This is a genomic window from Nitrospinota bacterium, from assembly GCA_016235255.1.
GTDB lineage: Bacteria > Nitrospinota_A > UBA7883 > UBA7883 > JACRLM01 > JACRLM01.
In genome coordinates, this window is the sequence record JACRLM010000102.1 from 1 (window position 1) to 20,924 (window position 20,924).

Consider the following 20,924-nt stretch of genomic DNA (forward strand, 5'->3'; position numbering starts at 1 on the left):
GCTCGACAACGGCGTCTGAAAACCCCAACTGCCCCGATTTACGGTTCATTTCGCCTCCAGCTATATATTGTATTACTATTGGTAATATAATATAGCATCATAAAAGCAATTATGCAAAGCTTTCCTTTACAAGGGGGAGTCCGCCACGGGCGGGTGGGGGTAATTCTTCAACCAGGCCTTACACTTCAAGATTACCTCCCCGGCTCAGGCTTCGCCTTCGCCACCCCTCCTTGTAAAGGAGGGGAAACTTTTTTCCCGCTATTTATTTCATCGCGCAACTCGGAAATCCGCTTTTCCAGCGCCGTTAAAACACCGCGTAGATTTTTATAAATGTCATTATTGTAAAAGCGCAGGAATTGAATACCGAACATTTCCATTTTTTCCTGCCGTCTTTTGTCTTTGACCTGCGCGTCATCAATAAAATGAGTGTCCCCGTCAAGTTCGATCGCCAATCTTAATTCCGGGCAGAAAAAATCAACGGCATACTCTTCAATTCCATACTGTCTTCTAAACTTGGCTCCCAAAACCTGCCTGTTTTTCAGCTTTGACCAAAGAATAACTTCCGCATCAGGCATTTTGTTTCGCAGTATTTTCCTTACAAGTGTCCGTTCCTTTTTATTATAAACCTTCGTCATATCCGCCCATCTGAATCCAGAAACGCCACCGCGCTTCATCACCCATCATATTTCTTGCTCCCATGAAACACAGCGATCACTTCCAGCCGTTCATCCATTATCTGATAGACGATACGGTAACCTTTGTATATCAATTCGCGAGTATCCGGGTCGTCTGATTCCGGGACAATCCTCCCCATTTCGGGAAAATCGTTTAGCCGTTCGACCGCTTCGAATATTCTTTCAACCAGCAATGAGGCGTAATAAGGAGAGTCCTGGGCAATGAATTGGTAAACATCTTCAAGATGTTCAAGAGACTGCCTTGACCACCTTATCGGCTTGCCCATTTGCGCGCGATCTCTTTGGCCTCTTCGTGGGTGTGATACTCGCCGTCGCGCAATTGCTGTTTGCCTTTCAGGATTGCCCGGTTGACGTATATCCCTTCCATGATGTCCTCAATGGTGGCGTCCCCCGGCAGCTTTCTGATAAGCTCGATCACTTCGTCTTTGATAGTGGACATGAGCCCTCTTGGCTGATTGTTCCATTCGGCTTTTGCCTGCATGATTGCGGCCTTAGCCACGTCTATTTTAACGCTCCTTCCAAAACCGCGTCAAACGGACGTCTGGATGACCCAAGCCCAAACTTCCCGCAATGTCAAAGAACAGACGCCGGGGATGGCTGCCCGCCCCCGGCGGTTCCAAATCTACTTCGCCACCAGGTCCTGGTGCGGAACCTTTTTCATCGTCCACTCGCCGCTCTTCGGGTCGAACCGGGAGTTGACGAAGCATTTCCACTCCTTCTCGTCCAGGTGCGGATAGTCGCTCCTGTAATAAAAGCCCGGATACCGCGTCTCCTTGCGGAAATATATGTGCCGCAGGTGCATCTCCGCCGTCCAGATGCGGTGATAGTTCTCCCACGCGCGCAATAGCTCGTGCAGGTCCTTTGCCGCCATCTTCTGCGCGTCTTCCTTGAGCATGCCAAGAAGGTGGAGCGCCACGTCCATAAGCTTCTCCGACGTGGTGTAATACGTGGACGTTCCCGCCACATATTCGTCCATCATCTTGTTGAGCCGGAACATCACCATCCGGGGCCGGATGAAATTGGGATTTATCATCGGGTCGGTGGTGTAGTCCTTGTGGTCCATGTAGTTCTGGAACGGCTTGTAGATTTCCGCGGCGAGCTGTTCCTTCGTCGCGCCAATAGTTGGCTTGAAATCCTTGTTGTCCCGCACGAATTTCACCATGTTCTTCGCCGCGATGCGTCCCTCGGTGTAGGAGCCGGAGGAAAACTTGTGGCCGGATGCGCCCACGCCGTCGCCCGCCGTGAACAGTCCCTTCACGGTGGTCATGCGGTTATAGCCCCACTGCCATTCTTTCGGCGCCATGTCTTCCGGACCGGAGACCCATATGCCGCAGGCGCCCGCGTGTGAGCCGAGCAGATAAGGCTCTGTGGGCATCAGTTCCGATTTCGTCTCCTCGGGGCGGATGCTCATGCCGGCCCAAAGGTTTGCCTGGCCGATGCACATGTCAAGGAAATCCTCCCACGCCTCGGCGACGAGGTGCTTGAACTGCTTAGCGTCCATGTTCTTGGCGAGGCTCGCCATCCCCGTGGGGGTGTCCATGAATATCGGGCCGCGCCCTTCCTTGAACTCCTTCATCGCCTGATGGTTGCGAAGGCAAGTGGATGGGACGTGCGCCAGGCCGTATGGCGGATATTCCTTGAGCATGTCCGCGTTCTTGGCCGAATAGTCCTCGCCAAGCCCGTTGATGGCCTTGGACTTGAAAAGCAGGAACCACGCGCCAACCGGGCCGTAACCGTCCTTGAACCGGGTCGGCACGAACCTGTTTTCCATCGTGGTCATCTCCGCGCCCACCTGCGCCGCCATGGCGTATGTGGAGCCTGCGTTCCACACTGGATACCACGCGCGCCCCATACCCTCGCCAGTGGAGCGGGGACGGAATATGTTCACCGCTCCGCCGCAAGCGATGAGCACAGCCTTGGCCCGGAATATGTAAATCTTGTTCTCCCGGACCGAGAAGCCGATGGCGCCGGCGATCCTATTCTCATCCTTCTCGTCGAGCAGAAGCTTCACCACGAAACAGCGCTCTATGATGTTCTCCATCCCAAGCGCGTTCTTGGCCGCCTCGGCCACGATCACCTTGTACGATTCGCCGTTGATCATTATCTGCCATTTGCCGGAGCGGACTGGCTTGCCCCCTTCGGCCAGCGTCTTGCCTTCGTCGCCCGGCTGTTTCCACACCGGCAGGCCCCACTCCTCGAACAGTTGAACGGTGTCGTCCACGTGCCTGCCCACGTCATACACCAGGTCGTCCCGGGTGATGCCCATCAGGTCGTTGGCCACCATCTTCACGTAATCTTCCGGCGTGTTCTCGCCTAAGTAAGTGTTGATGGCGGAAAGCCCCTGGGCCACTGCGCCGGACCGGTCCATGGCGGCTTTGTCCACCAGGGTCACCTTGTATTTGCCGCCGGCCCAGCGGGTGGCCTCGAAGGCCGCTCCACAGGCGGCCATGCCGCCGCCGACTATCAATATGTCCGTCTCAACTTCGACTATGTTAGGATTCTGGCAAAAGTCCGCGTGGAACGCGTCTTGCGGTCTGACCATTTTGTGATCCCCCCTTATTTAATCTTCGGCAAGGTCTTGCCGGCTTCGGTGAACAGGTTCGGATTGTCCAGGTCCGCTTCCGCCGGGACCGGTTTTCCCTCGTATGCTTTTATGGAGCCTTCCGGCTTGGTGCGGATCGGGAACTTGAACCGGGACACCTTGCCGTCCCGGAATTTCACCGTCCACATGATAGAGTCCGTGGAGCGCATGGGAATGGACGTGCCCCCCATCGGCACGAAGTCCGCGTATGGCCTTGCCTCTATCGCCTGCTGCGGGCAGATTTTCACGCACGAATAACATTCCCAGCACTGCTCCGGCTCCTGGTTCTGGGCCTTCATCCTCTCCTTGTCCAGGTACATCAGGTCGTGCGGGCAGATGTACATGCAGGCGGTCTTGTCCTGCCCTTTGCACCCGTCGCATTTTTCGGCAATGACGAAAGTAGGCATCGCTCCCTCTCCTAAAGAAAATTGTTGCGGCCGATCTGAATATCATGCTGCGCCGGACGGAAGGGCAGGGGGCCATCACCGTTGAGAACCAACGCGCTGGCCCAGCCGGCCCTGGCGGCCGAAGTCTCCACTCCCCCGGATTTCGCGGGAAACCCGTCTAACTTAAGGGGATTATGCGCCCCGGGCCTTAAAAAATAAAATAGATAGTTTTGATAATTCAGATAAACTATTGTGTATGCTTAATCAAATAACCATACACCAGCTCGACCTTTTCCTGGTGGCGGCCAAACTCAAAAATTTTTCCCGCGCCGCCGACCAGATGGCCATCAGCCAGCCGGCCTTTTCCGCGCAGATAATCAAGCTTGAAAAGATTCTAGGGTCGCCCATGTTCGAGCGGATCGGCCGCAGGATAGAGCTGACTGACGCTGGAATGGCCTTCGAGGTGTACGCCCAGCGCACGATAGGCGCCCTGCGCGAAGGGAAGCAGGCCATAGACGACATGACAAAGAAAGTGGTCGGCACACTGCGGCTCGGCGCCTCCACCACAGTGGCCAACTACATCCTCCCCGAATTCCTGGGCAAGTACAAAAAGGCCCATCCGCAGGGAAAAGTGGAAATGATGGTGGGCAACACAAACCAGATAGAGCAATCCCTTTTGCGCGGAGAGGTGGACCTTGGCATCGTGGAAGGTCCGGTGAAGAACAATAATATCGAGACCTATCTTTTCAAGAACGACGAACTGGTGGTGATATTCTCCTCCACCCATTCATGGAAAAACCGGCGGACGGTGTCCATGGATGAGCTAAAAAAAGAGCCGCTGATAATCCGGGAGCGCGGATCGGGCACCCGCAAGGTGTTCATGGACCAGGTGGACTTTGACCACAACCCCCTCAACGTGGTAATGGAGCTGGGGGACACGGAGGCGATCAAAAAGTCGGCCCAGGCCAATCTTGGGGTGGCGGTTGTCAGCCGCGCCGCCATCACCTCGGAGCTTAAGGACAAGTCATTGCGGTGCGCCAGCCTAGACGGGGTGAGCCTGCGCCGGAAGCTCACCTTGATTATCCTGAAAAACCGCTATCTATCAAACCCGCTGAAAGCTTTCACCGCGATATTGGACCCCATTGAAAAAGTGGCGGAAAACAAGCCAGCCCACCGTGATAATTCCTGACGGCTCCGGGCAATAAAAAAAGGCGGCGTTTTGCGCCGCCTTTCAAATAGTCGAACGTGGCTGTTAAACTATCTCGGTCTCGCTGAAGAAATATCCGATCTCCCTGGCGGCGGACGTTTCGCTGTCCGAGCCGTGGACGGAATTTTTTTCCAGGTCCACCGCAAGCTCCTTGCGGATGGTGCCGGGGGCGGCGTTGGCCGGGTTTGTGGCGCCCATGATATCGCGCCATTTAGGCTGGGCGTTCTCCCCCTCCAGCACCGCCACAACGCACGGCCCGGAGCTCATGTAACCAGTCAGCGAGGCGAAGAAAGGCCGCGCCTTGTGCTCGGCGTAAAAGCCCTCCGCCTGGGCCTGGGTCATATGCATCCGTTTCAGGGCGGCCACCTTAAGGCCGCTCGATTCGATCCAGCTTACTATTTTCCCGGTCAGCGAACGCTCCACAGCGTCCGGCTTTATTATCGCGAAAGTGCGTGACATTATATCCTCCGTTAAAAATGAAAAACCGGCGCCAGCATGGCTTTACCGCCAGCGCCGGTGTATGTATCCCGATAAAGTCAAGGTATGAAGTCGTCTATGATCTTGTTGATGTCGTAATCAACGGACGCCTTCGCCTTGTCCTTGATGCCGTTCAACCTGTCGAGCAGGCTGGGCTTGTCCACGTCGTAGAACACGCCGGTGGCTATCTTGCCGTCTATACCCTCGAAGGCGTATTTCAACGCCGCGTTCAGGTCCTTGGTATTGTGGTCTGCGGGCAGCTCACCGATCCTGTCCTTGTAAAAATCGAAGGTGTTCACCTTGTTGAACGTCGGGCAGGGGCTGATGATGTTCACAAATGAGAAGCCCTTGTGCTTTATCGCCCTTTTGACCAGGTCCTCCACCACTTTCGACTTGCTCGAATAACCCTGCGCCACGAAAGTGGCCCCATAGGTCAAACAGAAAGCCAGCGGGTTCAATGGATTGTCCGGCGCGCCATAAGGCGTGGTGGATGTGACCATCCCCAGCGGGGTGGTGGGGGACATCTGCCCCTTGGTAAGCCCGTATATGGAGTTGTCCATCATGATGTACGTGATGTCGGTGTTTTTCCTGGCCACGTGGGGCACGTGCCCGCCGCCGATGGAGAAGCCGTCCCCGTCGCCGCCGAAAGCTATCACCTCAAGCTCCGGACGGGCCATCTTCACCCCGGTGGCCACCGGAAGCACCCGGCCGTGCGCCGTGTGCATCCCGTAGGTCTTCACGAAATACGGGAAACGGGACGAACAGCCGATGCCGGAAACCAGCACCGTGTTGTTTATGTCGATCTGCAAATCGGCGAAAGCTTTTAAAACGGCGTTTAGCACGCCGTAGTCGCCGCAGCCCGGGCACCAGGTTGGCGGGATTTCGCTCTTGTAGTCCTTGGCTTTCAAAGGCTCTGTCGCGGTGGTCATTTAGATTACCTCCTTTATCTTATCAAGGATCATCGCAGGCGTGAACGGCATGCCCCCGTATATCGGATAGCTGATGGAGTTAAGCCCGGTCTCGGACTTGATAAGCCGGGCAAGCTGCCCCTGCTTGTTCACTTCCGGGATCAATATCTTCTTGTGCTTGGACGTGAAACCGTTGAGCGCCTTGAGGGGCAGCGGCCACACAAGCTTTGGATACAGCGCCGACACTTTTAGCCCCTGCGCCCTGGCAAGCTTCACAGCCTCGCGCACCACGCCAATGGTGGACCCCCAAGTGATTATGCCAAGCCCAGCGCCATCCTGGACGTCCGCCTCGGTCTTCGGGAAAAAGTCTTCTATGTCGTTTAGCTTGTTAAAGCGCTTGTCGAGCATCTTGGAGTGGTTGTCCGCGGTGTAGCGCGGCGCGGAAGACTCCGCGTGCTCAAGCCCCGTGGATATGTACGCCCCGCCAGGAGTGCCGGGCAGCGCCATGGCCGACACGCCAGACGCGGTGAACTCATACCGCGCGAAAGGCTTGCCGTTTCCTTTGTAAAGCTCGCGGTTGACGATACGCAGGCTCTTCGGATCCGGCCGTTTCATGGAAGCGGTGCGGAATCCCAGGGAGCCGTCCGACAGGATTATCACCGGAACCTGGTATTTCTCGGCGACGTTGAACGCCTCCACTGTCAGGTACACGCAGTCTTCCACCCCCTCGGGGCTTATCACCACTTTGGAAGCGTCCCCGTGGCAGCCTAAGGCCGCCAGCAAAAGGTCGCTCTGTTCGTGCTTGGTGGGCAGCCCGGTGGACGGGCCGCCGCGCTGCACGTCGCAAATCACGATTGGAACCTCGGATATGGAAGCAAGGCCGATCAACTCCTGCATCAAAGAAAGCCCGGGTCCGGACGTGGCGGTCATCGCCTTGGCCCCGGCGTAAGACGCGCCGATCACGTTGCCAATCGAGGCGATCTCGTCCTCCGCCTGCACAAGCGTCCCCTTGAACTTGGGCAACTCCTTGGAAAGGTAGTTGGCCACCTCCGTCGCCGGCGTGATCGGATACGCGGAGAAGAACTGTACGCCCGCAAGCAGGGCGCCAAGCCCCACCGCTTCGTTGCCGGAGATGATGATCGTCCCTTCCTTCGGTTTGCCAGGATCCATTTTGTATGGATCGGTCTTCTTGAGGTTGTTGCGGACATGGTCCCGCCCGGCGTCCAGGGCCTTGAAGTTAAGCTCCACTATCTCGGCGCCCTTCTTGCCGAACTTTTCCTTTATGGTCTCGCGGATCTGATCCATGGATATGGCGAAAAGCTCCGCCACCGCCCCCATCGCCACCATGTTCTTCACCCGGTACATCCCCAGGTCTTCCTTGGCGGTCTTGCTCATGGGAACCGGATAGCATGTGACACCCGGTATATTCTGCTCTTCGGCGATGTCGCCCCCCGGATAGTCGTACACGAGCACCGTTCCTTCTTTCATCAGCTTTACGTTCTGGTCCAGCGCTTCCTGGTTGAAGGCGACCATCACGTCAAATCCGCTCCCTTCGCACAAAATATTGTCATGGGCGAAGCGGGTCTGGTACATGGCGTACCCGCCCCTTATCTCCGCCGGAAATGTCTTGAAGGTCAGCACCTCCAGGCCGGAGCGCGCCGCGGCCTGGGCCACCATGTCGCCGGAGGAGATGATGCCTTCGCCTCCCTCGCCCCCGAACCGGATGATCAGATCGTTCTGTGCCACTTTCCCACCTTTCAATAAATTTAGACTAGTTCATCGCCTTCTGTATTGTCCCGCCCAAATCCGCGGGAGACTTGCAAACCTTTATCCCGGCCGCGGACATGGCCTTCATCTTTTCGTCCGCCGTACCTTTGCCGCCGGAAATGATGGCGCCGGCGTGTCCCATGCGCCGCCCGGGGGGCGCGGTCTGCCCGGCGATGAAACCCACCACCGGTTTTTTCACCTTCGCCTTCACATACTCCGCCGCGTCCTCTTCCGCCGATCCGCCGATCTCGCCGATCATGCAGATGGCCTTGGTCTGCGGGTCGTTGTTGAAAAGCTCTATCGCGTCTATGAAATTGGTCCCGTTCACAGGGTCGCCACCGATGCCGATGCATGTTGACTGACCGATCCCCAGCGCGGTCAACTGCCCCACCACCTCATATGTGAGCGTGCCGGAGCGGGATACCACCCCCACAGGGCCGGGTTTGTGTATATGCCCGGGCATGATCCCTATCTTCGCCTTGCCGGGGGTTATGATCCCCGGGCAGTTGGGGCCGATGAGCCGTACCTGTTTGTCTTTAAGGTAGTTCTTTATCTTTATCATGTCATACACCGGGATCCCCTCGGTGATGCAGACGATCAGCGATATCCCGGCCTCCGCCGCCTCGAATATGGCGTCCGCCGAAAAAGGTGGCGGCACGAATATCATGGTGGCGTTGGCGCCCGTGGCGGCCACGGCGCGCTTTACGGTGTTGAACACCGGCACGCCTTCCACTTCTTGCCCCTCCTTGCCCGGGGTGACCCCGCCCACGACTTTCGTGCCGTAAGCCTTGCAACCCGCCGCGTGGAAGGAGCCTTCCTTGCCGGTGATCCCCTGAACGATCAGTTTTGTGTTCTCGTCAACCAGTACGCTCATTTAAATACGGCCTTTCGAAGCTATACCGCTGCCCGGGTGGCGGCGACGGCCTTTTCCGCCCCGTCCCGCATCCCGTTGGCCACGATGAAGTTGAACCCGCTTTCCTTCAATATCCTTTTCCCTTCGTCCACGTTCGTCCCCTCCATCCGGATTATCACCGGGGCGGTGACGTTTATCTTGCGCGCCGCGTTCACAACGCCGTTGGCCAGCCTGTCGCACCGCAGGATGCCGCCGAAGATGTTTATGAATATCCCCTGCACGTTCTTGTCCGCCAGGATTATGCGGAACGCGCTTTCTATCTGCTCCTCCGAGGCCCCGCCGCCCACATCGAGGAAATTGGCCGGCTCGCCGCCGGAAAGTTTTATGATATCCATCGTGGCCATCGCAAGCCCGGCGCCGTTGACCATGCATCCGATGGCGCCGTCCAGCTTTATATAGTTGAGGTTGTGGCGGCTGGCCTCTATCTCAAGCTCCGCTTCCTCGTTCAGGTCCCGCATCTCCACCACGTCTTTCTGGCGGTACAATGCGTTGTCGTCAAAGTTCATCTTGCAGTCGAGCGCCAGCACCCGGTTGTCCGACGTGATCACCAATGGATTGATCTCCGCCATGGAGCAGTCCTTCCCCTCGAAAGCCTTGTACAGCTTCATTATGAAGTCCACCCCGGCCTTGAAAGCGTCGCCGGAAAGCTTCAAGAAAAACGCCATGTCCCGCGCCTGGCAGGGCATAAGCCCGATGGCCGGGTCCACCCATACCTTCATTATCTTTTCGGGAGTTTTGGCGGCCACCTCCTCAATTTCCATGCCCCCCTCTTCGGAGACCATGAAGCAGGGGCGGGCCCGGTCCCTGTCCACCACGATGCCCATGTAAAGCTCTTTTACGATGGTCATCCCCTCTTCAATCAAAAGGGTACGGACCTCGCGCCCCTCCGGGCCGGTCTGGTGGGTCACAAGGGTCTTGCCGATGAGTTCTTTTGCGATCTTGACCGCCTCGTCCCGGGTCTTGGCCAGCTTCACGCCGCCAGCCTTGCCCCGCCCGCCGGCGTGTATCTGCGCCTTTACCACCACCGGCAGCCCCATTTCGTCCGCCGCCGCTCCCGCGTCCTCCGCCTTGACCGCCACCTTGCCCCGAGGGGTGGGGACGCCGAATTTCCGCAAAATCTCTTTAGCCTGGTATTCGTGGATTTTCATAAACCATCCTTCAATTTCGTGAAGCGCGCGCTATTATGGCGGCGTCTTTTTCTTTTCGCGAACTTTGTCTTATAACATAACTGTTTGGAGCCCGTCAAACCCATTTTGTTCACAGGCGGGCAGGAGGGGATGCGGAGGGCAATCGGATGGACCGGCGGCCAATATAATCGCTACACCGCCCCGCCGTCTCCATTCTCCCCGCCGGAACCGGGAACGGGGAGTTCCTCGGCCTTGGCAAGCTTGCCGGAGAGGACACGGGCGCGCTTTTCCACGTCCTCTATCCCTCCGCTGGCCTCTTCGAGTTTCTTTTTCGTCCGGGCCAGGCTGTCGCCGAACTTGCCGAACTCGGTCTTCACCAGCCCAAGAATGTTCCACACCTCGCTGGTCCTTTTCTGGATGGCCAATGTCTTAAAGCCCATCTGCAGGCTGTTCAAAAGCGCCGCCAGCGTGGTGGGCCCGGCGATCATCACCCGGCACTCCCTCTGGGCATAGTCGAAAAGCCCCGGCCTGCGCAGCACTTCCGCATAAAGACTTTCCGATGGCAGAAAAAGTATCGCAAAATCAGTGCTGTACGGTGGATTAATGTATTTGTCCCTGATTTTTTTGGCTTCCGCTTTTATGGTGTTTTCCAGGGCCTTGGCCGCCTCGTTGGAAGCTTCCATATCCCCTTTCTCCCGCGCCTGTTCCAGCCTGTGATAGTCCTCCAGCGGGAATTTCGCGTCTATCGGCAGCAATAGTGGGCCGCCGTCCGGCCCTTCGGGGAGTTTTACGGCGAATTCCACCCTTTCTGCGCTGTTGGGCTTGGTCGCCACGTTCTTGGCGTACTGTTCAGGGGTGAATATCTGCTCCAACAGCGACTCCAACGCAACTTCCCCCCATACGCCCCGGCTTTTGACGTTGGTTAGCGTGCGGTTCAGATCCCCCACGCTGGCCGCAAGCGTCCGCATTTCCCCGATTCCGGCGTGAACCCTGTCCAACTGGTCGGACACCTGCTTGAAACTGCGCCCGAGCTTCTGTTCGAGGGTGTCGTGAAGCTTTTCGTCCACGGTCAGGCGCATTTTCTCAAGCTTGGCGTTGTTGTCCTCCTGTATGGCCTTTAACCGCCCCTCAACGCTCTCCCTTATGCCGTTAAGGAGCGACATCACAGTGTCGCCGAACTGTTTTAGCGAATCGCGCTGTTCTTCCCGGCCGCTCCGGGAGCTCTTGCCTATCTCGTCGCGGATGCGCCCCATCTCTTCGCGCAAGGCGGATTCGCTTTGGATCCGGGATTTTTCGATGTAGGAAATCGTCCGGTTCTCGCCATCACCGGCGGATTTGGAGCGTAAAAGGGATATCAGCAGCGCCACAGCCGCGATATTGAGGATAACAGATGCGTAAACAGCCAGTTCAGCCATGGATATCAAGCCCGGCGTAGCGGCCAATGGCCGACTTTATATGAAATGGAGCGGGTGAAGGGATTCGAACCCTCGACTTCAACCTTGGCAAGGTTGCACTCTACCACTGAGTTACACCCGCATGCCGGGAACTTGCAAATGAACAATGAATTTTATCCATTCCGGATGACATGTCAATAAGAATCAGTGGCAAGGGCCCGATGTTCGATCTTGACGCATTTGTCCTGCACCACGGTCATCCCCGCCGCGCGAAGGCGCCTGGCCGCTTCGTTGTTGACTATGCCAAGCTGAAGCCACGCAACTTTGGGCCCTTTGGCGATCACTTCGTCCACCAGCCCGCCGATAAGCTCCGCCCGCATGAAAAAGTCCACAATGTCCACTTCGCCTGGTATCTCTGGAAGCTTTGCGTACGCTTTTATCCCTTTCCAGCCTCTCTCGTTGAGGGCGGGGTTTACCGGGATGATGGTATAACCGTGATCCATAAGATAGGCGGCCACATCGTTGGATGCCCTCCCAGGCTTGTCCGAAAGGCCGACAACGGCGATGGTTTTGGCCGATTTTAGAATTCCGGCTATCACGTCCGCCGGAGGATTCCCTTCCGGCCCCGGAGGTCTTTTGCTGATATCGCACGATTCTGGCATAGCGGGCCTTTCTTGCGGCGTGGGACCCTGCGGCTCACTTCACGCCTGCGTCTATCTCTTTTTTAAGGAATTCCCGAAGGTTCGCCGACACCTTGCGCGGGATGTCCTGGGCTGGCGATCCTTCCTTCCTGTATAGCTCAACTGCCCTGCGCAAGGTGTTTATGAAGGCCACGCAAGGTTCGCACCCCTTGATATGCGCCTCTATCTGGCCGCAGATGTCTGGATCTAAATCCCTGTCGATATAGTCGCTTATTTTCTCGAATATCTCACGGCATTTCATCTTGTCGGTCATCGTTCATTCCCGATTTTTCCGGCGCTGGTCATGTCCAGCGTCCCGTCAAAGTATTTGGTGAGCGCCTCCCGCAACACCAGACGCGCCCTGTGAAGCCGAGACTTCACCGCAGCCACCGTCATGTTGAGTATCTGGCCGATCTCTATGTTCGAAAACCCCTCCACGTCCTTCATAATCAACACTATGCGTTTGTCCTCGGGGAGGCTGGATATGATCGTGTCCAGCAGGCGCTTTATCTCGTCGTTCCCGTGCATCAGCGCCGGATTTTTCGACCAGTCAACAATCTCCCTTTGCAGCGACGACCCGTCAAACTCCAGCGGCTTGTCTATCGAAACCAGGTCCACCTTCTTTTTCTTCCTGATCCGCATCAGGCATCCGTTGGTGGCTATCTTGAAAAGCCATGTGGAAAACGCCGACTCCCCCCGGAACGACTCCAGCGACTTGTACACCTGCAGGAACGTCTCCTGCAAAACGTCCTCCGCGTCCTCTTGGCTGTTCAAGAACTTAACGCAATGGTTGTAGACCCTGCTTTCGTACTTGTTGACAATGCGCTCAAAGGCCCTGAACGAACCGGCCTTGACCTGCGCGATAAACTCCAGGTCCTCGGCCTTGTTCTCTTCGGCCCCGGACGCGGCCTCGCCGTTAGCTGTATCTGTCGCCATTTTGGATGCCGCCGGACGTTAATAGGTTCTTAAATGAATTGAAAACCGGCATCATGCTAGCAATTTGCGGGCCAAGTGGCAAGGGGTAAGCATTTATAACAAATCGTCAGAGCCGCTTCAAAAAAATCCCGCTCGGCGGGGCGTTGTAGCGCCAGACGCGGTCTCCCCGCTGTTCTAAAACAGCGCCACGAGGAATCCGGGGTGACCGCCCTTGCGGGCTACAACACCCCGGACAGCAATTCGTTCCCCCCTGGGAGCGCGGGCATCTTGCCCGCAATCGGTATGTCGCGGATCAATACCGCGATATACCGAAAAAGAACTATGGCGCTATCGTTACCGGTGTTTTATTGGGCGCGGTTTTTCCTTCTGAACGCCGCCATCGAAACGGCATTCAGAAGATGCGGGCAAGATTGCCCGCGCTACCAAAAGAACCGTGGTCAGCGACCACGGGGAAGCGTTAAGAGGCGACCACGGGGAAGCGCCAATAGAGGTGGCCACGGGGAAGCGGGAAAAATATTGCGGGCAATTCGCTGTGGCCGAGCCACTCGCTGTGGCCGAGCCACCCCGCGCTCCGAGGGAATTTGAAAAATACGCTCTTGATTTTGTGCAGGATCGTTGTGATAGAATAATACAACCAAACGCGGTCTGCTTTGGTTCTGTCTTTTGTAGTTTCACAACTGGAGGCTTGCCAAAATGCCGGATGAGAAACCCCATGACAAGAATATGGAAGTTCTCACCAGGGCCATTGTAGAGGCCATAACCAAGTCCAGGGAAGTGCGCGAGGCTGTCCGCAAGCTTTCCGAGACGGACGAGGTATGCTCCAAGTCTTTCATGGTGCTCATGCTAAAGGTGGCAAACCTGGCGGACACTATGGGGCTGGACTTTCCGGACGTATGCGGCCATGACGCGGCCCCGCGCAAAACAAGGTCCAGGGCCGATGAAGGAACCGGGGAAAACGCTCCCAAGCCGGAGGCGGTGGAGGACGGCCGCGCCCTTTCCAAGCGGGAAAAGGAGTTCCGCGAATTCTTGGCCGAAAACTTCGACACCGAAGCATGGCTTAAGAAACTTGGCCTGAAGTTCTGATCCGGCCGTCCAGGCCGTTTTACCGAGATGAGGCCATGGCTTGCGATCATAATGTTCCTGGCGGTTTTCGCGCCATTTGAGCAAGGCTGCCACCCCCATATGGACCAGACGGACCTTCGCAACGCAAAACGCATGATGATCGAGGCGCACCTAAAGGGGCGCGGGATCACCAACGCCGATGTGCTGGCCGCCATGGAATCGGTCCCCAGGGAAAAATTCGTGGACAAGGCGTATATGAGCCAGGCATATGACGATAACCCTCTTCCGATTGGCTCCGGACAGACCATAAGCCAGCCGTATATCGTGGCGCTTATGACACAGGCGTTGACCATCAAAAAAACCGACAAGGTCCTTGAAATCGGCTCCGGTTCCGGATATCAGGCTGCTGTGCTCTCCGAACTGGCCGGGGAAGTTTATACAATCGAGATTCATGACACCCTGGCCACGGAGGCGGCCGAAAGGCTTAAGCGGCTCGGCTACTCAAACGTGGCTGTCAAATGCGCCGACGGTTATTCTGGATGGCCGGAACACGCCCCTTTCGACAAGATAATACTAACAGCCGCGCCAGGCCATGTGCCCGCCCCGCTCGAGGCCCAGCTTGCCGAGGGGGGGCGGATTATCCTGCCGGTCGGGGGAGGATTCATCCAGGATCTGGTGATAGGCGTGAAGAAGAGCGGCGTGGTGACATACAAGGATATAACCGCGGTGCGTTTCGTGCCGATGACAGGCGTCATTGAAAACGACTGACCGTTACACTACAATCAGACCCCGGGGAAACCTGTAATGACGGAGAATTGATGTCAAAGCGATATGTCTGCGTCCACGGCCATTTTTACCAGCCTCCGAGGGAAAATCCATGGCTTGAAATGATAGAAGTGCAGGATTCGGCCAGCCCCTACCACGACTGGAACGAGCGCATCAACCGGGAATGCTACGCGCCGAACACGGTCTCCCGCATCCTCAACGGAGGCGGGCGCCTCAAGGAAATCGTAAACAACTTCGAGAAAATAAGCTTCAACGTCGGCCCCACCCTTTTTGGCTGGCTTGAAAAGCGCGATCCGCTCACCTACGGCAGGATTATCGCGGCGGACAAGGCCAGCGCCCACAGGAGGGGGGGGCATGGCTCGGCGTTGGCCCAGGCATACAACCACATGATCATGCCGCTCGCCTCCGAGCACGACAAGAAAACGCAAATACTGTGGGGGATAGCCGATTTTGCCCACAGGTTTGACAGGCCGCCGGAGGGGATGTGGCTTCCGGAGACAGCGGTGGACAAAAGGACTCTCCAACTGATGAGCGAAGCAGGAGTCAAATTCACCATCCTGTGCCAGCGGCAGGCTGCGTCGGTGAAGGAAAGAGGGGAGAAAGAATGGAAGAATCCAGCGTCCGCCATCGACCCGTCCAGGGCGTATACCTGCCCGCTGGACGGCGAAGGATCGATATCAGTTTTCTTCTACGACGGCCCGATAAGCCAGGCTGTGGCCTTCGAAGGGATTTTAAGCAGCGCCGACAGGTTTGTCGAAAGGATCAGGGGGGGCTTTTCCGACCACCGGACCTGGCCCCAACTGGTGAATATCGCCACCGACGGCGAATCATACGGCCATCACCACAAGTTCGGCGACATGACACTGGCATACGCCCTTCATCACTTTGAACAGGCACACGACACCGTGCTGACAAATTACGGGGAGTTTTTGGACCTTTATCCGCCCGAAGCGGAAGTCCATATCCATGAAAATTCCGCATGGTCGTGCGCCCACGGGGTGGAGCGCTGGAAGAGCGACTGCGGCTGCAGGATCGGGGGGAATCCCGGCTGGAACCAGAAATGGAGGACCCCATTGCGGGAAGCGCTGGACAGCCTCAAGAAAAAGCTCGATGAGGTCTTCGAGATGGAGGGCAAAGCGGTCTTCACCGATCCGTGGGAAGCGCGCAACGGCTACATAAAGGTGATTCTGGACAGGCGCGAGGCGGACCGGTTCCTGGCCATGGCGTCCGGCCGCGAGCTTTCAAGGGAAGAAAAGATAAAGGCGTTGAAGCTTCTGGAAATGCAACGGCACGGGATGCTCATGTTCACGTCGTGCGGCTGGTTTTTCGACGACGTGTCCGGCATAGAGACGGTGCAGATATTAAAATACGCCTGCTGGGCGATGCAGCTTTGCGAAGAGGTGTCCGGTGTGCGCTGCGAGGATGAATTCCTGGAGACCCTGAGCCTGGCCAAAAGCAATGTGACCGTCCACGGCGACGCCGCCCAAATTTACCAACGGCATGTGCGGCCGGACAAGGCGACACTGGGCCGCGTGGTGGCCAACTATTCCATTTCAAAGGCCCTGGGCCAGGACACACAGCCAACCATGGGGGAGGCTTTCAGGATAACCGAGCATGGCCATGCGGGGGAGGAGCATGGGGACAACGCCCTGTTCTTGCAAAGAGCCCGGGCAGAATCGCTTATCACCCTGGAGGAGAGTTGGTTTCTTGTGGCCACGTTAAAGCTTGGCGGCACGGACATTTCCTGCTTCGTAAAGCCCGATGGGGAGGAACTGGCCTTTGGAACCGCCGTCACCAGGCTTTTCGCCGCGTGGAACCGCCGCCCCATCACGGAGGTCATAAGGATGCTCGACGAGATGTTCGGCCACGGCCAGACATACACCCTCAAGGACCTTTTCGTGGAACAGCGCCGCAAGACCGTCAGCGGCATCATGGCCGGGCAGGTAAGCCGTTTCGCCGACACATACAAGAGCCTGTTCTGGGAGAACAGGAGGCTTATGGACTATTTCATAGACATAGGCGTGCCAATCCCCATGGAACTTAAGCTCGTGGCGCAATACATATTGGAAAAAGAGACCCTGTCCATCGCGGCGGACATAGAAAGCCAGGACTCCCTGGACAAACTGGGCGACATCATGTGGGACATGCAGAAGTGGGGGATCGAAGTGGAGTTGATGGCGGTCAAAAAGGAGCTGGAGACCCGGCTGCTGGGCAGGTTGAAAGAGACTCTCGAAAAACGCGACCTGCGGGGGGTGGCCGCGATCACAAGGATACTCCTGGGCCTGACCTCCTCCGGCCTTTCCATTGATGTATGGAGCCTGCAGAACATTTTCGCGGAAATATACGCCGAAAGGTCAAGAAAGCCCGCCGATCCTTTCTATGGCAGCCGCGAACTCAAGAAGCTCGGAATCCTCCTGAGCTTCGCCCAGGAGGAGCCCCGCGGGGCCTGATCCGGCTACACGGTCTCGCGGGTGGCCAGCCTCTCTATCCGGCTCTTTGCGTCGAGGACCTTGCGGGCAAAATTCATCACCACAACCTCGCCGCTTTCCAGCCTTTCGTCCAGCCTGCCAGGGCCGATGTTGTACGCCTCCAGCGCAAGCCTTGTGCTCCCGTACCGCTCTGTCATTTTTTTCAGGTAGAACGAGCCGACCTTCAGGTTTGTCTCCACGTCGAAAAGCCTTGAGGCCACCAGCGGGTGTATCTCCATCTCGCCGGCCAGGTAACGGGCCACAAAAGGCCGCACCTGCATAAGCCCCATGGCGCCCTGGCTGGACACCGCCGTCAGGTGGAATCCGCTCTCGATTTCAATAAGGGCAAGCAACAGGAACGGATTATGCCCATAGTCCTCGCTTTGACGGATTATGGACAACGCCAACTGCATCTTTTCGCCGGAATTCAACTCGACGGCCTTGACGTTGAGGATATGCATGACCCCGGAAATTTCCTGGGCGGCCTCAAGCCTTTCAAGGGAAACATCGAACTCCCTTTCCTTAAGCATCGTGTCGTTTGCGCTGAATATGCCTCCAAGCGCAAACTGGACAGTGATGGCGATAAGGTACAGGGGAATAAAAATCCTTTTTATCAAGATTCTTTCCTTCGCTTTGTTTTAGTTTGGAATGAAATTTGTATGGTTGGCTGTTGTGTGGTTAGCCGTCGCCGTTTAGTGGCTGCACTTACTGCTTCATAGGGGTTTATATAACCCTTAATAGAGGCCAAAGTCAACCCTAAATAGCGGCATTAGAAGCAAGCATGAACAAAAACAATGTGATAGAATGACAATGGGTGGTGTTGGAACTTATTACGGCGCAAGAATCTGTCAAACTTTTGGCGGAGAACGCCCAGTCACCAGGATGACGCTGTCATGATCATCAAGTGCCCTCGTTGCGCATCGCGATATAAAATTGACGCCTCTTCGGTGAGCGAGGAGGGGCAGTTTGCAAAGTGCGCCAAGTGCGAGAACGTGTTTTTCATCCGCAAACGCCCTGATGAAGAGATAGCCCGCCTCAAGGAACGCAAGGAGGGGAAAAAAGCGCCACTGCCCACCCCCCAGGTTGAAGAGAAAAGACCTGCGGCCGTCACCGCGCCCCAAGAGCAGCCGGCTGAGATGATCGAGCCGGCGATGGAGGCGGAAAAGGTGTCCATGGAACCGATCCAGGCGCCGCCTGCGGAACGCATGGAGGAGGCCTCGATTACCGCCGATGAAACGCCGACCGAGCATTTCAATATTCCAACTAAGACCGAAGGACCAGCGCTGGAGAAGTCTTCTGGAGAAGAGATCGTTATACAGTCCGACGACATCGCGGCGCTGATCGCCGCCAACGCTCCGAAAGCGGAGCCAGTGAAAGAAGAACCGGCGGAGGTAAGCCAGGACGACATCGCGGCGTTGATCGCCGCCAACGCGCCCCAGCCGGAACCTGTGAAAGAAGAATCTGCGGGGGTAAGCCAGGACGATATCGCGGCGTTGATCGCCGCCAACGCGCCCCAGCCGGAACCTGTGAAAGAAGAACCTGCGGGGGTAAGCCAGGACGACATCGCGGCGCTGATCGCCGCCAACGCTCCGAAACCTGCGCCTGTGAAAGAAGAACCTGCGGGGGTAAGCCAGGACGACATCGCGGCGCTGATCGCCGCCAACGCTCCGAAAGCGGAGCCTGTGAAAGAAGAACCGGCGGAGGTAAGCCAAGACGACATCGCGGCTTTGATCGCCGCCAACGCTCCGAAACCTGCGCCTGTGAAAGAAGAACCTGCGGGGGTAAGCCAGGACGACATCGCGGCTTTGATCGCCGCCAACGCTCCCAAACCCGCGCCTGTGAAAGAAGAACTTGCGGAGGTAAGCCAGGACGACATCGCGGCTTTAATCGCCGCCAACGCTCCCAAACCCGCGCCTGTGAAAGAAGAACCTGCGGAGGTAAGCCAGGACGATATCGCGGCTTTGATCGCCGCCAACGCTCCGAAACCTGCGCCTGTGAAAGAGGAACCGGAGGGGGTACGCCAGGACGACATCGCGGCTTTAATCGCCGCCAACGCTCCGAAATCCGCGCCTGTGAAAGAAGAACCGGCGGCGATTGTGGAATCCGCTGGCGGGCAGGATGACATAGATTCTCTTCTTGCCGCATATTCGCCAAAGGACTCCGGCGCTAAACAGGCCGCTTCGGCCGCCCCGGCTGGCCAGCAAGATGAGATAGACGCGCTTCTGGCCTCCGTCATGCCCGGCGGGGCCGGGAGCCCGAAACCCAAAGCGGCTCCCGGGAAAAAGGAAGGCGAAATTATTTCACAATCCGATCTTGACGCTCTTTTAATGCAGCCGGCCCCCGCCGCCGCGCCGGTCGCTCAGGCGGAGGCCCAGGAAAAGGAGCCGGAAACATATATATCGCAGGACGACATCGACACCATCCTTGGCGGCGAAACGATGGTGGAGGAAAAGGCCGCCACGGCCGTGGCCCCGGCTGAAAAGGAAAGCGATGAAGAAGGATTCCTCACGCAGGACACGCTTGACGCGCTTTTGATGGAGGCGGGAAGCGGCGATGTCGAAAAAGCGGCTGAAACACTGGCCCCGGCGCTGGCAGAATCTCCGGACCTGGAGCTTGACAGGATATTGTCCGGAGGCGGGGAGACCGGACTGGAATCGCTGTTCGAGGAGACCGGCGGCGCGATGGCCGCGGCCGAACCCGCAGCCGCGCCTCAAAAGGCCGCCCAACCGGCCCCGGAAGTCTCCATGCCTGCGCCGTCATTCGATAAAACGATGGTGATCCCCCCTCCCGCCATGATCGAGGAAGAGGAGGAGCTTCCGCTGGACAGGCGGATACAGATGGAACACGAGGACGAACACCGCGCAAAATTCCAGCTTCGCATGCCGGCGTTCGTGACGGCTGTAATCGGCAAGATCATGCCGTTGCTCAGGAAAATACATATCCCGGCGATAAAGCTTCCGTTCAAGCTCCCCTTCAGGATTCCGCTGATAGGCGCGCTGCCTCCCAGGGCCGTCGGCATACTGGCCGGAGCTGTGGCGGCGGTTGTGATCGGGACTGGAGTTGGCGGTTACCTGTTCCTGTCCGGCGGCAAGGCAAAGCCTGTGGAGCAGGCCGCGGTGGAAACGGGCAAGGCCCCTGGCGCCGGGCCGGCAAAGGAAGCAAAACCGGAGGATGTGAAGCAGGCCGTGGCCGTCAAGCCTTCAGGCCCCACAGTGAAGCTTGGTGTGTACCTGCCCGTGGACTTCGACGCGGAGGCCACAAGGATCATGAACATGGACGTGGAGCTGATATTCGACTCTGACATCATGGCCGGCGCCGTGCGCGACAGGATGTTCTTCACCGAAGTGACCGTTGAAAAGCAGATAGACTCGTTCTTCCGCGACAAGTTCTATGAGGAAACCGTGTTTGCCCAGGATAAGCTTGAAGAGTACCTTGTCCAGAACCTGAAGGCTGTGGAGCAGTTCGCCGGGCTAAAGGACGTGAAGCTCAGGAATTTCGCGGTGGAATAGCCCCGCCGGGGCGCCTGACTACCGGCCG

At 57.2% G+C, this 20,924-nt stretch carries 20 protein-coding genes and 1 tRNA gene; 5 read left to right on the forward strand and 16 right to left on the reverse strand.

The window, feature by feature from the left end; genetic code table 11:
• Positions 1-191: 191 nt before the first annotated feature.
• From HZB29_13220 to aprB, 5 genes are all read right to left on the reverse strand, one after another.
• On the reverse strand, positions 192-635 hold the full coding sequence (locus tag HZB29_13220; GenBank protein MBI5816559.1) for an endonuclease domain-containing protein: 444 nt from the start codon (positions 633-635) through the stop codon (positions 192-194).
• A 38-nt stretch (positions 636-673) separates the two neighbouring features.
• Positions 674-961 carry a type II toxin-antitoxin system RelE/ParE family toxin gene (locus HZB29_13225; protein ID MBI5816560.1) on the reverse strand — a complete coding sequence of 96 codons (288 nt, stop codon included), beginning with the start codon at positions 959-961 and terminating at the stop codon, positions 674-676.
• Complete coding sequence (locus tag HZB29_13230) at positions 946-1,194, reverse strand: hypothetical protein (GenBank protein ID MBI5816561.1); 249 nt, start codon at positions 1,192-1,194, stop codon at positions 946-948. The genes HZB29_13225 and HZB29_13230 overlap by 16 nt, the downstream gene beginning before the upstream one ends.
• A 123-nt stretch (positions 1,195-1,317) precedes the next feature.
• The gene (locus HZB29_13235; protein MBI5816562.1) at positions 1,318-3,237 is read right to left on the reverse strand and encodes an adenylyl-sulfate reductase subunit alpha; all 1,920 of its coding nucleotides are present in this window, start codon (positions 3,235-3,237) and stop codon (positions 1,318-1,320) included.
• Between the two features lie 14 nt (positions 3,238-3,251).
• Positions 3,252-3,683: an adenylyl-sulfate reductase subunit beta gene (gene aprB / locus HZB29_13240; GenBank protein MBI5816563.1), complete on the reverse strand. Its 432-nt coding sequence runs from the start codon at positions 3,681-3,683 to the stop codon at positions 3,252-3,254.
• Between the two features lie 235 nt (positions 3,684-3,918).
• On the opposite strand from aprB, the gene HZB29_13245 reads away from it, so the two are divergent.
• A complete protein-coding gene (locus HZB29_13245) occupies positions 3,919-4,851 on the forward strand; it encodes a LysR family transcriptional regulator (GenBank protein MBI5816564.1) in 933 nt (310 codons plus the stop codon).
• Positions 4,852-4,914: 63 nt separating this feature from the next.
• Here the strand turns inward: HZB29_13245 and ndk are convergent, their stop codons facing one another.
• The 10 genes from ndk to HZB29_13295 all read right to left on the reverse strand — a co-directional run bounded on the left by ndk (position 4,915) and on the right by HZB29_13295 (position 13,071).
• On the reverse strand, positions 4,915-5,328 hold the full coding sequence (ndk, locus tag HZB29_13250; protein ID MBI5816565.1) for a nucleoside-diphosphate kinase: 414 nt from the start codon (positions 5,326-5,328) through the stop codon (positions 4,915-4,917).
• Positions 5,329-5,405: 77 nt separating this feature from the next.
• Positions 5,406-6,275, reverse strand: a complete 870-nt coding sequence (locus tag HZB29_13255) for a 2-oxoacid:ferredoxin oxidoreductase subunit beta (GenBank protein MBI5816566.1) — start codon at positions 6,273-6,275, stop codon at positions 5,406-5,408.
• Entirely contained in the window at positions 6,276-8,000 is a 1,725-nt protein-coding gene (locus HZB29_13260; protein MBI5816567.1) for a 2-oxoacid:acceptor oxidoreductase subunit alpha, read from the reverse strand.
• A gap of 25 nt (positions 8,001-8,025) precedes the next feature.
• The gene (gene sucD, locus HZB29_13265; protein MBI5816568.1) at positions 8,026-8,895 is read right to left on the reverse strand and encodes a succinate--CoA ligase subunit alpha; all 870 of its coding nucleotides are present in this window, start codon (positions 8,893-8,895) and stop codon (positions 8,026-8,028) included.
• Between the two features lie 20 nt (positions 8,896-8,915).
• Positions 8,916-10,082: an ADP-forming succinate--CoA ligase subunit beta gene (gene sucC, locus HZB29_13270; GenBank protein MBI5816569.1), complete on the reverse strand. Its 1,167-nt coding sequence runs from the start codon at positions 10,080-10,082 to the stop codon at positions 8,916-8,918.
• A gap of 170 nt (positions 10,083-10,252) precedes the next feature.
• The gene (gene rmuC, locus HZB29_13275; GenBank protein ID MBI5816570.1) at positions 10,253-11,476 is read right to left on the reverse strand and encodes a DNA recombination protein RmuC; all 1,224 of its coding nucleotides are present in this window, start codon (positions 11,474-11,476) and stop codon (positions 10,253-10,255) included.
• A gap of 46 nt (positions 11,477-11,522) precedes the next feature.
• Positions 11,523-11,597: transfer RNA gene (locus tag HZB29_13280), tRNA-Gly, on the reverse strand.
• A 52-nt stretch (positions 11,598-11,649) separates the two neighbouring features.
• Complete coding sequence (locus HZB29_13285; protein MBI5816571.1) at positions 11,650-12,117, reverse strand: CoA-binding protein; 468 nt, start codon at positions 12,115-12,117, stop codon at positions 11,650-11,652.
• A gap of 34 nt (positions 12,118-12,151) precedes the next feature.
• Positions 12,152-12,409 (reverse strand): zf-HC2 domain-containing protein, encoded by a 258-nt coding sequence (locus HZB29_13290; protein ID MBI5816572.1) that lies wholly within the window; start codon positions 12,407-12,409, stop codon positions 12,152-12,154.
• On the reverse strand, positions 12,406-13,071 hold the full coding sequence (locus HZB29_13295; protein ID MBI5816573.1) for a sigma-70 family RNA polymerase sigma factor: 666 nt from the start codon (positions 13,069-13,071) through the stop codon (positions 12,406-12,408). Before HZB29_13295 ends, HZB29_13290 begins: the two co-directional genes overlap by 4 nt.
• 693 nt (positions 13,072-13,764) lie before the next feature.
• Between HZB29_13295 and HZB29_13300 the strand changes: the two genes are divergently transcribed.
• From HZB29_13300 to HZB29_13310, 3 genes are read left to right on the forward strand one after another with little or no spacing between them, the layout of a single operon-like run.
• Positions 13,765-14,154: a hypothetical protein gene (locus HZB29_13300; protein ID MBI5816574.1), complete on the forward strand. Its 390-nt coding sequence runs from the start codon at positions 13,765-13,767 to the stop codon at positions 14,152-14,154.
• A gap of 27 nt (positions 14,155-14,181) precedes the next feature.
• Entirely contained in the window at positions 14,182-14,901 is a 720-nt protein-coding gene (locus HZB29_13305) for a protein-L-isoaspartate(D-aspartate) O-methyltransferase (GenBank protein ID MBI5816575.1), read from the forward strand.
• 50 nt (positions 14,902-14,951) lie between these two features.
• On the forward strand, positions 14,952-17,369 hold the full coding sequence (locus HZB29_13310) for a DUF3536 domain-containing protein (GenBank protein MBI5816576.1): 2,418 nt from the start codon (positions 14,952-14,954) through the stop codon (positions 17,367-17,369).
• A 5-nt stretch (positions 17,370-17,374) separates the two neighbouring features.
• Here HZB29_13310 and HZB29_13315 read toward each other — a convergent pair whose 3' ends face one another.
• Positions 17,375-18,004 (reverse strand): lytic transglycosylase domain-containing protein, encoded by a 630-nt coding sequence (locus HZB29_13315; protein MBI5816577.1) that lies wholly within the window; start codon positions 18,002-18,004, stop codon positions 17,375-17,377.
• Positions 18,005-18,280: 276 nt separating this feature from the next.
• On the opposite strand from HZB29_13315, the gene HZB29_13320 reads away from it, so the two are divergent.
• Complete coding sequence (locus HZB29_13320) at positions 18,281-20,896, forward strand: zinc-ribbon domain-containing protein (GenBank protein ID MBI5816578.1); 2,616 nt, start codon at positions 18,281-18,283, stop codon at positions 20,894-20,896.
• Positions 20,897-20,924 lie beyond the last annotated feature (28 nt).

What these genes read in the sequence shown, in the direction of transcription:
- HZB29_13255 (MBI5816566.1), bottom strand. Translation starts at nt 6,275, where the DNA reads ATGACCACCGCGACAGAGCCTTTGAAAGCCAAGGACTACAAGAGCGAA.
- HZB29_13225 (MBI5816560.1), bottom strand. Translation starts at nt 961, where the DNA reads ATGGGCAAGCCGATAAGGTGGTCAAGGCAGTCTCTTGAACATCTTGAA.
- HZB29_13245 (MBI5816564.1), top strand. Translation starts at nt 3,919, where the DNA reads ATGCTTAATCAAATAACCATACACCAGCTCGACCTTTTCCTGGTGGCG.
- rmuC (MBI5816570.1), bottom strand. Translation starts at nt 11,476, where the DNA reads ATGGCTGAACTGGCTGTTTACGCATCTGTTATCCTCAATATCGCGGCT.
- HZB29_13310 (MBI5816576.1), top strand. Translation starts at nt 14,952, where the DNA reads ATGTCAAAGCGATATGTCTGCGTCCACGGCCATTTTTACCAGCCTCCG.
- ndk (MBI5816565.1), bottom strand. Translation starts at nt 5,328, where the DNA reads ATGTCACGCACTTTCGCGATAATAAAGCCGGACGCTGTGGAGCGTTCG.
- HZB29_13220 (MBI5816559.1), bottom strand. Translation starts at nt 635, where the DNA reads ATGACGAAGGTTTATAATAAAAAGGAACGGACACTTGTAAGGAAAATA.
- HZB29_13300 (MBI5816574.1), top strand. Translation starts at nt 13,765, where the DNA reads ATGCCGGATGAGAAACCCCATGACAAGAATATGGAAGTTCTCACCAGG.
- HZB29_13320 (MBI5816578.1), top strand. Translation starts at nt 18,281, where the DNA reads ATGATCATCAAGTGCCCTCGTTGCGCATCGCGATATAAAATTGACGCC.
- HZB29_13235 (MBI5816562.1), bottom strand. Translation starts at nt 3,237, where the DNA reads ATGGTCAGACCGCAAGACGCGTTCCACGCGGACTTTTGCCAGAATCCT.
- aprB (MBI5816563.1), bottom strand. Translation starts at nt 3,683, where the DNA reads ATGCCTACTTTCGTCATTGCCGAAAAATGCGACGGGTGCAAAGGGCAG.
- HZB29_13295 (MBI5816573.1), bottom strand. Translation starts at nt 13,071, where the DNA reads ATGGCGACAGATACAGCTAACGGCGAGGCCGCGTCCGGGGCCGAAGAG.
- HZB29_13285 (MBI5816571.1), bottom strand. Translation starts at nt 12,117, where the DNA reads ATGCCAGAATCGTGCGATATCAGCAAAAGACCTCCGGGGCCGGAAGGG.
- HZB29_13290 (MBI5816572.1), bottom strand. Translation starts at nt 12,409, where the DNA reads ATGACCGACAAGATGAAATGCCGTGAGATATTCGAGAAAATAAGCGAC.
- sucC (MBI5816569.1), bottom strand. Translation starts at nt 10,082, where the DNA reads ATGAAAATCCACGAATACCAGGCTAAAGAGATTTTGCGGAAATTCGGC.
- HZB29_13305 (MBI5816575.1), top strand. Translation starts at nt 14,182, where the DNA reads ATGAGGCCATGGCTTGCGATCATAATGTTCCTGGCGGTTTTCGCGCCA.
- sucD (MBI5816568.1), bottom strand. Translation starts at nt 8,895, where the DNA reads ATGAGCGTACTGGTTGACGAGAACACAAAACTGATCGTTCAGGGGATC.